This window comes from Micromonospora sp. NBRC 110037 (assembly GCF_001652995.1).
GTDB classification, from domain to species: domain Bacteria; phylum Actinomycetota; class Actinomycetes; order Mycobacteriales; family Micromonosporaceae; genus Micromonospora; species Micromonospora chalcea.
In genome coordinates, this window is record NZ_BBVA01000004.1 from 245,286 (window position 1) to 257,236 (window position 11,951).

Annotated in this window: 14 protein-coding genes; 9 read left to right on the forward strand and 5 right to left on the reverse strand. The window is 73.3% G+C overall.

Annotated features, from left to right (window positions below; all coding sequences use genetic code 11):
• Positions 1-42 precede the first annotated feature (42 nt).
• The 4 genes from A4R25_RS14100 to A4R25_RS14115 form a co-directional block, all read right to left on the reverse strand.
• Positions 43-783 carry a tyrosine-protein phosphatase gene (locus A4R25_RS14100; protein ID WP_064447000.1) on the reverse strand — a complete coding sequence of 247 codons (741 nt, stop codon included), beginning with the start codon at positions 781-783 and terminating at the stop codon, positions 43-45.
• A 50-nt stretch (positions 784-833) separates the two neighbouring features.
• Entirely contained in the window at positions 834-1,298 is a 465-nt protein-coding gene (locus tag A4R25_RS14105; RefSeq protein WP_030500871.1) for a hypothetical protein, read from the reverse strand.
• A gap of 193 nt (positions 1,299-1,491) precedes the next feature.
• Positions 1,492-2,022, reverse strand: a complete 531-nt coding sequence (locus A4R25_RS14110) for a carboxymuconolactone decarboxylase family protein (RefSeq protein WP_064447001.1) — start codon at positions 2,020-2,022, stop codon at positions 1,492-1,494.
• A gap of 2 nt (positions 2,023-2,024) precedes the next feature.
• Positions 2,025-2,585 (reverse strand): peroxiredoxin, encoded by a 561-nt coding sequence (locus tag A4R25_RS14115; protein WP_030500869.1) that lies wholly within the window; start codon positions 2,583-2,585, stop codon positions 2,025-2,027.
• A 318-nt stretch (positions 2,586-2,903) separates the two neighbouring features.
• On the opposite strand from A4R25_RS14115, the gene cimA reads away from it, so the two are divergent.
• Positions 2,904-4,502: a citramalate synthase gene (cimA, locus tag A4R25_RS14120; protein ID WP_064447002.1), complete on the forward strand. Its 1,599-nt coding sequence runs from the start codon at positions 2,904-2,906 to the stop codon at positions 4,500-4,502.
• A 1-nt stretch (position 4,503) separates the two neighbouring features.
• Here cimA and A4R25_RS14125 read toward each other — a convergent pair whose 3' ends face one another.
• The gene (locus A4R25_RS14125; RefSeq protein ID WP_064447003.1) at positions 4,504-5,496 is read right to left on the reverse strand and encodes an endonuclease/exonuclease/phosphatase family protein; all 993 of its coding nucleotides are present in this window, start codon (positions 5,494-5,496) and stop codon (positions 4,504-4,506) included.
• A 281-nt stretch (positions 5,497-5,777) separates the two neighbouring features.
• Here A4R25_RS14125 and A4R25_RS14130 point away from each other — a divergent pair, with 281 nt between their 5' ends.
• The 8 genes from A4R25_RS14130 to A4R25_RS14165 all read left to right on the forward strand — a co-directional run bounded on the left by A4R25_RS14130 (position 5,778) and on the right by A4R25_RS14165 (position 11,916).
• On the forward strand, positions 5,778-6,299 hold the full coding sequence (locus A4R25_RS14130) for a hypothetical protein (protein WP_064447004.1): 522 nt from the start codon (positions 5,778-5,780) through the stop codon (positions 6,297-6,299).
• A 192-nt stretch (positions 6,300-6,491) separates the two neighbouring features.
• On the forward strand, positions 6,492-7,541 hold the full coding sequence (locus A4R25_RS14135; RefSeq protein ID WP_043325980.1) for a MoxR family ATPase: 1,050 nt from the start codon (positions 6,492-6,494) through the stop codon (positions 7,539-7,541).
• Entirely contained in the window at positions 7,538-8,554 is a 1,017-nt protein-coding gene (locus A4R25_RS14140; protein WP_064447005.1) for a DUF58 domain-containing protein, read from the forward strand. The genes A4R25_RS14135 and A4R25_RS14140 overlap by 4 nt, the downstream gene beginning before the upstream one ends.
• Positions 8,551-9,510, forward strand: coding sequence for a VWA domain-containing protein (locus A4R25_RS14145; protein ID WP_064447006.1), 960 nt, complete (start codon positions 8,551-8,553; stop codon positions 9,508-9,510). The genes A4R25_RS14140 and A4R25_RS14145 overlap by 4 nt, the downstream gene beginning before the upstream one ends.
• A gap of 39 nt (positions 9,511-9,549) precedes the next feature.
• Entirely contained in the window at positions 9,550-10,410 is an 861-nt protein-coding gene (locus A4R25_RS14150; protein ID WP_064447007.1) for a S1C family serine protease, read from the forward strand.
• 152 nt (positions 10,411-10,562) lie between these two features.
• On the forward strand, positions 10,563-10,859 hold the full coding sequence (locus A4R25_RS14155) for a hypothetical protein (RefSeq protein ID WP_043325976.1): 297 nt from the start codon (positions 10,563-10,565) through the stop codon (positions 10,857-10,859).
• Positions 10,860-10,868: 9 nt separating this feature from the next.
• The gene (gene arfB / locus A4R25_RS14160) at positions 10,869-11,294 is read left to right on the forward strand and encodes an alternative ribosome rescue aminoacyl-tRNA hydrolase ArfB (protein ID WP_043325975.1); all 426 of its coding nucleotides are present in this window, start codon (positions 10,869-10,871) and stop codon (positions 11,292-11,294) included.
• 49 nt (positions 11,295-11,343) lie between these two features.
• Positions 11,344-11,916, forward strand: coding sequence for a GNAT family N-acetyltransferase (locus A4R25_RS14165; protein ID WP_064447008.1), 573 nt, complete (start codon positions 11,344-11,346; stop codon positions 11,914-11,916).
• Positions 11,917-11,951: the final 35 nt, after the last annotated feature.

Below are 11,951 nucleotides of genomic sequence, written 5' to 3' on the forward strand. Positions count from 1 at the left end.
GCGCGGTGAGCATCGAGTCCGCTCCCTGCTCACCGCGCGGCGTCAGTCCAGCAGGTGGGTGCGCAGCGACTCCAGCTGCGTCTCGGTGACGCCCGCGTGGGTCAGGTAACCCTCGACCGAGCCGTGGCCGGCGCGCAGCTCGGCCAGGAACAGCTCCATCGTCTCGGCCGGTGACTCCAGGAACGGCGGCGGCGGTTCCTCCGCGTCCGGCAGCGTGGCGCGGACCCACTCGGTGAAGCGCTGCGACGCCGCGGTGCTGAGCGCGTAGTCGGCGACCACGTCCTCGTCGGGCACCCCGAGCACGGACAGCGTGAGCGCGCAGACGATGCCGGTGCGGTCCTTCCCGGCGACGCAGTGCACCACCACCGGCGCGTTGGCGCTGTCCGCGATCAGCCCGACCGCCTCGGCGAGCCCGGCGGTCCCGGTACGCGCCAGGTCGGCGTACCGGTCGGCCAGGTAGCGGGCCAGGCTGACGCCGGCGGCGTCGAACCGGTTCGCGCCCCAGTCGGCGTGCTCGGGGTGGATGTGCCGGTAGGCGAGCCCGTCGTAGGCGGGCACCCGCCCGTCGCGTTCCACCTCGGTGGGGCGGCGCAGGTCGATCACGGTACGGATGCCGAGCGCGGTGAACGCCGCCCGGTCGGTCTCGTCGATGCGGTGCAGCGAGTCGGAACGGTAGAGCCGGCCGCGGCGCACGGTGCGCCCGTCCTGAGCGGCGTATCCGCCGACGTCGCGGAAGTTGAACAGGGTGGGGAAGGGGCTCTGCGGGGCGTCCACATCCGACACGGTACGGCCGGCGGGGCGTTCCCACGTCCCCGCCGGCCGTCGCCGCGGTGTCAGATGCGCGGCGGCACGTCCGGTGGCAGCGCCGAGTGGCTCTCGCCGTAGTAGCCGCCGAGCCGGTCCCGGTAGCCCGGGTCGGCGTGGCTGGACTCGTCGTACTCCGGGGCGGCCTTGATCTGGTCCTTCTCCCGGTCGACGTGCACGGTGCGGGCGTCGTGGTCGACGTGGTTCACGGTCCCGGCCGGGAGCATCACCTTCTTGCCGAAGATCCACGGCCCGGTGTCCACGACCAGGTAGCTGTCGTCCACCTCGTGGCTCGCCCGGTCGATCTTGCCGATGGCGCCGTCGGTGGCCTCGACCTTGTAGCCGGTCAGGTCGGCGCTCGCCACGCCCGCCTCGTCGCGGTAGCGCCACGGGTCGAAGGCGCCCGCCGGGGCGCCCCCGGCGACGGTGCCCCGGCCGTCGTCGAGGATCGGCTCGGTGCCGCCGTGCGTGGCGCGCGGGTCCAGTCCGTCCATGTGCCGCCTCCCGTCCCCAGGGCCGCGGCCGTCGCGGCGCCGTCATCAGTCGGGAGGGTTACCCACCCTGTCCGGGCACCAACCCGCCGGCGGCCGGCCCGCCGACGCCGAGGGGCCGGCGCCACGGTGGTGACGCCGGCCCCTCGGGAGGTCGGCCCGCGCGGCGCCGGTCGGGCGCGTCCGGGCCGGTGGATCAGGCCAGCGCGGCCTCCGCGTCCAGGGTCACCGCGGCGGCGTGTACGACGGCGGCGATCCGCAGCCCCTCGTGCACCTGCTCCCGGCTGAACCCGGCGGCGCGCAGCGTCTTCTCGTGCGACTCCAGGCAGACGCCGCAGCCGGTGATCGCCGAGACGGCGAGGCACCACAGCTCGAAGTCGGTCTTCTCCACGCCGGGGCGGGCGATGATCTGCATCCGCAGCCGGGCCGGCAGCGACGCGTACTGCTCGTCGCCGATCAGGTGCTTGGCCCGGTAGTAGACGTTGTTCATCGCCATGACCGCAGCCGCGCCCTTGGCCGCCGAGACCGCCTCGGGCGTGAGGTGACCGGCCGCCTCGGCGGCGATCTCTCGCAGCACCACCGGGTTGCGAGCGGCGACCGCGCAGGCCAGGGCGGTGCCCCACGCCTGCTCCGGCTTCAGCGTCGAGGTGGTGATGGTGGAGCCGAGGTTGAGCCGGATGTCCTTGGCGTACTCGGGCAGGCCCGCCTTGATCGCGTCCAGGCCCATGGTCAGGCCCCGGCGCCGGCGAGGAGCGCGTTGGCGTCGAGCGTCGCGCCGCCCTTGTTCCAGTTGCACGGGCACAGCTCGTCGGTCTGGAGCGCGTCGAGCACCCGCAGCACCTCGGAGACGTTACGGCCGACCGAACCGGCGGTCACCATGACGAACTGGATCTCGTTGTTCGGGTCCACGATGAAGGTGGCCCGCTGCGCGACACCGTCGGCGCCGAGCACGCCGCAGGCGGAGGTCAGCTCACGCTTGATGTCGCTGAGCATCGGGAAGGGCAGCTCGCGCAGGTCCGGGTGGTCCTTGCGCCAGGCGTAGTGGACGAACTCGTTGTCGACGGAGACGCCGAGCACCTGGGCGTCGCGGTCGGCGAACTCGCCGTTGAGACGGCCGAACTCGGCGATCTCGGTGGGGCAGACGAAGGTGAAGTCCTTCGGCCAGAAGAACACGACGCGCCACTGGCCCTCGTGGGACTTGTGGTTGATCGTCTCGAACGCCTTGTCGGCGTCGAGCGACACGCAGGCGGTGAGTTCGTACTCGGGGAAGTGGTCACCGACAGTGAGCACGGGTCCTCCTTGAGCGTGACCCGGCAGCACCGCCGGGCCAGTAACTGGATCTGTTCAAGATTCTTCCGCAGCCCTGTTTGCGCTCGTGGCGGGCGGTGGCCGGGTGTGAAGGCGGTCACCAGCCCCGCGATCGTCCCGGAATATGGGTTTCGCCTCCCAAAAGCGGGGGCGGGGTGGCAGAGTACTGGTCGTGACCAGCTTCGTCCTGATCATTAGCAGCTAGCGCGCCGGCCTTCCCTCGCCGAGCGCGCAGACCTCCCGCATCCGCGGGGGGTCTTTTTGTTTGCGCCCCAGGACGGACACGAGAAGAGGACTCCGATGACCTTCCAGGTGTACGACACGACGCTGCGCGACGGCGCCCAGCGCGAAGGACTCACGTACTCGGTGGTCGACAAGCTGGCGGTGGCCCGCCTGCTCGACGACCTCGGGGTCGGCTTCATCGAGGGGGGCTGGCCGGGCGCGGTGCCCAAGGACACCGAGTTCTTCCGCCGGGCCCGCACCGAGCTGGAACTGCGGCACGCGATCCTGGTCGCCTTCGGCGCCACCCGCAAGGCCGGCCTCGCGGTCGAGGACGACCCGCAGGTGCGCGGGCTGCTCGACGCGCAGACCCCGGCCGTCGCCCTGGTCGCCAAGGCGGACCTGCGGCACGTGGAACGCGCGCTGCGCACCACCGCCGAGGAGAACCTCGCCATGATCCGCGACACCGTGTCGTACCTGGTGGCGCAGGGCCGGCGGGTCTTCGTCGACGGGGAGCACTGCTACGACGGGTTCCGCTTCGACCCGGGCTACACCACCGCTGTGGCGGAGACCGCGCTGGCCGCCGGCGCCGAGCGCTTCGTCCTCTGCGACACCAACGGCGGCATGCTGCCCTCCCAGGTCACCGCCGTGATCGAAGGGCTGGTGGCGCGCACCGGGATCGCGCCGGAACGGCTCGGCATGCACGCGCAGAACGACACCGCCTGCGCGGTCGCCAACACCATCGCCGCCGTCGAGGCCGGCGTCCGCCACGTGCAGGGCACCGCCAACGGGTACGGCGAGCGCCCCGGCAACGCCGACATCTTCGCGATCGTCGCCAATCTTCAGCTCAAGCTGGGCATGCCCGTCCTACCGGAGGGCTGCCTGGAACAGATGGTGCGGGTCTCGCACGCCATCGCCGAGATCGCCAACATCGCCCCCGACACCCACCAGGCCTACGTCGGGGCCGCCGCCTTCGCTCACAAGGCGGGGCTGCACGCGAGCGCGATCAAGGTCGACCCGTTGCTCTACAACCACGTGGAACCCACCGTGGTGGGCAACGACATGCGGATCCTGGTGACCGAGATGGCCGGCCGGGCCAGCATCGAGCTCAAGAGCCGTGAGCTCGGTCTGGACCTGGCCGGCCATCCGGACACCCTGTCCAAGGTCACCGGGCGGGTCAAGGAGCTGGAGGCCGACGGCTGGTCGTTCGAGGCCGCCGACGCCTCGTTCGAACTGCTGGTCCGCTCGGAACTGCCGGGCGCGGCGCCGGTCCGGCCGTTCACGCTGGAGTCGTACCGGGTGCTGGTCGAGCACCGCGAGGACGGCGCGGTGGTCTCCGAGGCCACGGTGAAGATCCGGGTACGCGGCGAGCGGGTGATCGCCACCGCCGAGGGCAACGGCCCGGTCAACGCGCTGGACGAGGCGTTGCGGGTGGCGCTGTCCCGGCACTACCCGGAGCTGCGCGAGTTCCAGCTGGCCGACTACAAGGTCCGCATCCTGGAGGGCAGCCACGGCACTGGCGCGGTGACGCGCGTACTCGTGGAGACCGCCGGGGTGGGCCGCGACTGGACCACCGTGGGCGTGCACCCGAACGTGGTCGAGGCCAGCTGGCACGCGCTCGTCGACGCGCTCACCTACGGCCTGGACCGGACCCGCGTGACGGGCGGGACCGCGGCCTGACTCACCCGGCCGGCAGGCGCAGCTCGGCCAGCAACGCGCGGTGGTCGCTGCCCGGCACCGGGAAGGTGCCGGCGGCGCGCACCGCGATGCGCCGGTCCACCAGGACGTGGTCGATGGTGACCGGCGGGATCGGGTCGCCGTCGTACGGGCCCCAGGTGCCGCCGAACCCGGCACCGGCCGCGTCCGCCGCGTCGGTGTAACCGGTGGCGATCAGCTCCCGCAGCGCCGCGTGGTCGAGCGTCGCGTTGAAGTCCCCGGCCAGCACGCTCAGCCCGCCGTCCGGGGTGGCCGGCGGCTGGGCGCGCTGGTCGGTCCACCAGTCCGGCACCACGTCCACCGCGTACGGCGCGGCCGGGTGCGCCGACTCCACCCGTAACGGCGGCGCGCCCGGCACCGTCACCGTCGCGTACGCCTGGGTGAAGAAGAACCCCTGGTTGCGGCGGTGCCCGGTGTCGCGCAGCGGGTGGCGGGCGTACACGCCGGAGCCGGTGGAGCCGACCTCGGGGCTCAGCGACCGGTAGGGCAGCAGCGTGGCCAGGCCGAGCCGGTCCAGCTCGGCCGCGAGCGCCGGGGTGAGCTCCTGCACCGTGAGCACGTCCACCCGCCGGACCCGGGCCAGGTCGACAAGTCCCGCCGGGTCGGCCGAGCCGAGGCGCAGGTTGGCGGTGAGCAGCCGCAGCGTCGGCCCGTCGGCCGGGGGACGGGCGTCGGGGACCGCCCGGGGCGCCACCGCGCCGATCAACGACAGCGCGGCGAGGGCCGCGACCACCGCCGGGGCCCGGCGCCGCAGGGCGAGCGCCGACACCGCCACGACCGGGGCCAGCGCGGCGACGTACGGCGTGAAGGCGATCGCCAGCACCAGCGGACCGCGTTCCAGCCCGGCCAGGCGTACCAGCGCCCAGGCGGCGACCGGCGCCGCTGCCAGCCAGCACGCGGCGGTGGCCCAGCGGCCGCCCCGGGTGCCGCCCCAGGACAGGTCCGGCGCTGTGATCATGGCCGTCAGGCTACCCGGGTCCGCGCTGCCGCGATGCCCGGCGAAACAATTTCGTGAATGCTCGACCGCAATTTCTGAGCACTTTTTCGATCGGTCGGAAACGCAATATGAGCTATTGACCGCCCACGTTTTCCGGTGCTACGTTCCCCCTGGTTGAGACGTCGCGACTCTCTGTAGTAAGGCCAGCTCACGAGCGGTGCGCTCCCCGGGCGGATTCCCGATGATCCGCAATTTGACGCGCGCAGTCGCCGTATCACCACGGTTTAACCAAGGGAGAAATCATGGCCACATTCTTCAAGCGAAAGGCGACGGTGGTGGCGCTCGCCGCGCTGTCCCTCACCCTGGCCGGTGGAGGGATCGCCGCGGCCGCCCAGGCGGAGGCGCGACCCCAGCCCGGCGCCCGGCACAGCACCGCGCAGCCGCCGGTGACCGCCGCCGAGCGGCAGGCCGCCCGCGCCGCCATGCGGGCCACGCTGGCCCCGCCGGCCCCCGGTCAGGTCGCCTGGGCGGTCGTGTCGGCGAACGGGACGCTGCTGCAGCACTCCGGCAACGTGGTGTCCTCGCTCCGGTTCGTACCCGGCCCGGGCGTGTCCGCCGGGCAGTACCAGGTGCTGTTCGACTACGACGTGAGTCAGAAGTCGTACCAGGTGTCCATCGGGACGAACGACTCGGCGAACGTGCCGCCGGGCGGCGAGATCTCGGCCGCGCCGCGCACGCTGACCCCCAACGCGGTCTTCGTGCAGACCCGCAACTCCACCGGCGGCTTCGCCGACCGGCCGTTCCACATCCTGGTCGCCAACTGACCCGTCCGGCCGCGCACCGGCCTCCGCTGCGGCGGGGGCCGGTGTCGTGTTCCGTCCCGGTCCCGCCCGGACCGATGGGGTTCGCGCCGTTGCCGCCCGATCGGGGAGATGCTGCCCGTCCGGTTCGGCCACTGCCGGTCCGGGTCCGATAATCCGACGTTTGTCGCCGGTCCGGCCCGGGAAGCAAGCACCGTGACGGACATCTCGGACACCCTGGCCAGCGTGCCCAGCCCGGTCGATGCCGACGCGAGCGGCGTCGAGCTGGAACAGACCCTCGCCGAGGTCAAACGCGTGATCGTCGGGCAGGATCGGCTCGTCGAACGCCTGCTCACCGCCCTCATCGCCGACGGTCACTGCCTGCTGGAGGGCGTACCGGGGGTGGCCAAGACGCTCGCGGCGCAGACCCTCGCCACAGTCGTCGGCGGCACCTTCTCCCGGATCCAGTTCACGCCCGACCTGGTGCCCTCCGACATCGTCGGCACCCGCATCTACCGCGCCTCGACCGAGCAGTTCGACGTGGAGCTGGGACCGATCATGGCGAACCTCGTGCTCGCCGACGAGATCAACCGGGCCCCGGCCAAGGTGCAGTCGGCCCTGCTGGAGGCGATGGCCGAGCGGCAGGTCTCGATCGGCGGGCGGAGCTGGCCGGTGCCGGAGCCGTTCCTGGTCCTGGCCACCCAGAACCCGATCGAGTCCGAGGGCGTCTACCAGCTCCCCGAGGCGCAACGCGACCGCTTCCTCATGAAGGTCGTGGTCGACTACCCGAGCGACGCCGACGAGCTGGCCATCCTCTACCGGATGAGCACCGAGCGCCCCACCGCGAGCACCGTGCTCGACCCGATCCGGCTGCGGGAACTCCAGCGCCGCGCCACCGACGTCTTCGTCCACCACGCGCTCGCCGAGTACGTGGTCCGCCTCATCCTCGCCACCCGCGACCCGCAACGCTTCGGCCTGCCCGACATCGCGCCGCTGCTGGCGTACGGGGCCAGCCCCCGGGCCACGCTCGGCCTGGTGGCCGCCGCCCGCGCGCAGGCACTCATCCACGGCCGCGACTACGTCCTCCCCGAGGACATCCGGGACCTGGCGGTGGACGTGCTGGCGCACCGGCTCGTGCTCACCTTCGACGCGGTCGCCGACGGGATCTCCGGCGAGGACGTGGTGCGCCGGGTGATCGAGGCGGTGCCACCACCCCGGCTGGTGAACGGGCCCACCGAGGCGGCGCCGGACCTGGCGGCGGCATGACCGGCGCGGCCGAGCCCGGGCTGACCGACCTCGCGCCCGACCAGCGGCTGCGCCGGCTGGAGCTGACGGTGACCCGGCGGCTCGACGGCCTGCTGCACGGCCGGTACCGGGGCCTGCTGCCCGGGCCGGGCAGCGAGGCCGCCGGCAGCCGGGAGTACCGCCCCGGCGAGGACGAGGTACGCCGGATGGACTGGGCGGTCACCGCCCGGACCACGGTGCCGCACGTCCGCCAGGTCGACGCGGACCGGGAACTGACCACCTGGCTGCTCGTCGACGCCAGCCCCAGCATGGAGTACGGCACCTCCACGCTGGACAAACGGGAGCTGGCGGTGGCCGCTGTCGCAGCGATCGGCTTCCTCACCGCCGGAGTCGGCAACCGGCTCGGCGCGCAGGTGCTCACGCCCGACGGGCTGCGCCGATTCCCGGCCCGCAGCGGGCGTACCCATCTGCTCGGGCTGCTCCGCGCGCTGCTCGGCGCTCCGCGTACCGACGACCGGCGGGACCCGGACGGCGCGGGCGCGGCCGGCGCACGCCCGCCCGCCGCGGGGCCGGGCCTGGCCGACGGCCTGGACGGCCTGCAGCGTGTCGCCACCCGGCGCGGGCTCGTGGTGATCGTCTCCGACTTCCTCGACGAACTGCCCGACGACCCGGACGCCGCGCCCCCGCCGTGGGCCGCGGCGCTGCGCCGCCTCGCGGTCCGTCATCAGGTGCTCGCGGTCGAGGTGACCGACCCGCGCGAGCTGGAACTGCCCGACGTCGGGCTGATCACGCTCGTCGACCCGGAGAGCGGCCGGCACCGCGAGGTGTGGACCGGCGACCCGGACCTGCGCGAGCGGTACGCGCGCGCCGCCGCCGAGCAGCGCGAGCAGGTACGCCACACGCTGCGCCGGGCCGGCGCCACCCACATGGCGCTGCGCACCGACCGGGACTGGTGCGCGGACGTGGTGCGGCACGTGCACGAGCAGCGCCGGCTGGCCACCGTGCCGGCCGCCGCCCGGGGAGGTGTCGCATGACCTGGCAGTCACCCGCCCGCCTCTGGCTGCTGCTCGCCGTCCTCGCGCTGGTCGCCGGCTATCTGGTGCTGCAACGGCGGCAGAGCCGGTACGCGGTGCGCTTCACCAACCTGCGCCTGCTGGACCGGGTCGCCCCGCGCCGCCCGGCCTGGCGCCGGCACGTGCCGGCGGGCCTGTTCCTGGCCATGCTGGCGCTGCTCGTGGTCGGGTTCGCCCGCCCCGAGGCGGAGGTGCGGGTCCCCCGGGAACGGGCCACCGTGATGGTGGCTGTCGACGTCTCCACCTCGATGCTCGCCGGTGACGTGGACCCGGACCGGTTGACAGCGGCCAAGGACGCCGGCCGGCGGTTCGTCGACGGGCTGCCGGACGAGTTCAACGTCGGCCTCGTCGCGTTCGCCGGCAGCGCCGCGGTGCTGGTGCCGCCGAGCACCGACCGGGAGGCGCTGCACGACGGCATCGGGCGGCTGGCCGAGGGCATCACCGGCGTGCAGGGCACCGCGATCGGCGAGGCGATCAGCACCTCGCTCGGCGCGGTCAAGAGCCTTGACGCGACTGCCGCGAAGGACCCGCCGCCGGCCCGGATCATCATCCTCTCCGACGGCGCGAACACCTCCGGGATGGACCCGATCGAGGCGGCCGACCAGGCCGTCGCCGCCAAGGTCCCGGTGCACACGATCTCCTTCGGCACGCCCGGGGGATCGGTCGACCGGGGCGGCCGGGCGATCCAGGTGCCGGTGGACGGGCAGACGCTGCGGGCGGTCGCCGAGCAGACCGGTGGCGGATTCCACGAGGCGTCCACCACCGCCGAGCTGAAGGACGTCTACGAGGACATCGGCACGTCCGTCGGCTACCGCACCGAACGGCAGGACATCTCGGCCCGCTTCATCGGCCTCGGGCTGGTCCTGGCGATGGGCGCCGCCGCCGGCTCGCTGCGGTGGTTCTCCCGGCTGCCCTGACCCGCACACCACTACCGCACGACATGTGAGGAGCCAGGCATGGCAGTGCAGACCGGACTCGGCGAGCCACGCGGACCGTGGTTCGTCTCGCCGGAACTGGACCCGGACGGGCGCGGCCACCGGGACGTACCCGGGGGCGGGCCGGAGGCCGGGCGGCGCAGCCTGCGGCACCGGCTGCTGAGCGTAGCGGCGGTGGTGGCGCTCTCCACCGTCTCCGGCGCGGTGGCCGGCACCTGGGCGGCCGACCAGGGCTCGCCGGGACCGAGCGCGGCATCCGCCGCGCCGGTGCCCGCGGAACTGGTCACCGCCGCCGGCAAGACGGTGCCCGGCGTGGTCTCGGTGATGGTCGGGGGCCGATCCGGCGCGTCCGCGTCCGGCTCCGGATTCGCCATCGACAACGAGCAGCACATCGTCACAAATGACCACATCCTGGCCCGCGGCGGCTCGGGCGCGGTGACTGTGGAGACCTCGGACGGGCGTCGCTTCCCGGCCGAGGTGGTGGGCCGGGAACCCGCCAGCGACCTGGCCGTGCTCAAGGTGCCCGCGTCCGCCGGGCTGCCGCCGCTGCCGCTGGCCAAGGCGAACTCGACCCGGGTGGGGGAGCCGGTGCTCGCGGTCGGGTCGCCGCTCGGGCTCGCCGGGACCGTCACCGCCGGTATCGTCAGCGCGCTCAACCGGCAGGTGCGGATCGGCAACGGCCGGCACACGGCGGTGCAGACCGACGCCTCCATCAACCCGGGCAACTCGGGCGGGCCGCTGGTGAACGCGCGCGGTGAGGTGGTCGGCGTGAACACCGCCATCGCCACCATCGACGGCAACGGGTCGATCGGCATCGGCTTCGCCATCCCGATCGACCAGGTCCAGCAGACCGCCGACACCATCATCGGCAGGGGCGGCTGAGTCACCGGGCGCGGTCTCCCGCGCGGGTTGCCTCGGCGCTTCGCGCGGCGCTGACCTGCACAAGCACTGCAAGATCGGTGCGAACTGTCGGATATCCGGCGTGGGATCATTGGGGCATAGAAATATTACGCTGAGTATGGATACTGGCGGAGGTGGAGCAAGCTGTCATTGCGGCCCTCCTCGTGATGGGCCTGATCATCGGCGCCGGTGTCGGCGCGTCCTACGCGCGTGCGAAACGCGGCTGGACCGACTACCAGACGATCCGGACCAGCGTGCCGGGCGCCCGCCGCAACGCCTGGCTCGCGATTCGCGGCGTGGTCGTCAAGCTCGCGGTGATCGCCCTGCTGCTGGTCGGCGCGGCCGCGTACGCGGCCTCCGGCGGCGGCGAGGAACGGGCCGGTCCCACCCCGAGCGCCACCCCCACCCCGAGTCACCGCGCCGGGCGCTAGCCTCGGGGAGTGGACGACGGACTGCGGGTGACCGACCGGCTCGTGGTGCCCGCAGTCGAGCTGCGGGAACGGTTCTCCCGGTCGTCCGGGCCCGGCGGCCAGGGGGTGAACACCACCGACTCGCGGGTGGAACTGAGCTTCGACCTGGGCCGCTCGCCGAGCGTGCCGGAGACGCTGCGGGAACGGGCGCTGACCCGGCTCGCCGGACGCCTGGTCGACGGCGTGCTGACCGTGACCGCCAGTGAGCACCGCGCGCAACTGGCCAACCGGGAAGCGGCCCGGGAACGGATGGCCGCGCTGCTGCGCGAGGCCGTCGCCCCGCCGCCCAAGGCGCGCCGCCCGACCCGCCCCTCCCGTGGCGCCAAGGAGCGCCGGCTGGCCGAGAAGAAGCGCCAGTCCCAGCGCAAACGCGACCGCCGGGTGGACGGCGACTGACCGAAAAACGGTTGAACCGCCCGGCGCGCCGACCGGAGAATTCCGCCCCGTGATCGACTTCTCCGTCAAGCCCACGCTCACCGGCGAGCGTGTGGCGCTGCGCCCGTTCCACGACGACGACCTGCCGGCGCTCGCGGAGATCCTGGCCGACCCGGAGGTGGTCCGGCTGACCGGCAGCCCGGCCGGCGAGACGTTCGAACCGGCCCGGTTGCGCGCCTGGTACGGCACCCGCAACAGCCAGGACGACCGGCTCGACCTCGCGGTGGTGGACCGGGCCGGCGGCGCCTGCGTCGGTGAGGTGGTCCTCAACGAGTGGGACCGGGCCAACGCGAGCTGCAACTTCCGCACGCTGATCGGCCCCGGCGGCCGCGACCGGGGGCTCGGCACCGAGGCGGTGCGGCTGATCGTCGGGTACGGCTTCGAGCAGCTCGGCCTGCACCGCATCGGCCTGGAGGTGTTCGCGTTCAACCCGCGTGCCCGGCGCGCCTACGAGAAGGTGGGCTTCGTCGCCGAGGGGACGCTGCGGCAGGTGCTGCGCGACGGCGACGGCTGGGTGGACGCCACTGTCATGTCGATCCTCGCTCCGGAGTGGAACCGGCACCGCGGGCACCCGGAGGGTTGAGCCGGAGGCGTCGAAGCGCTTCAATGCGTACGGGA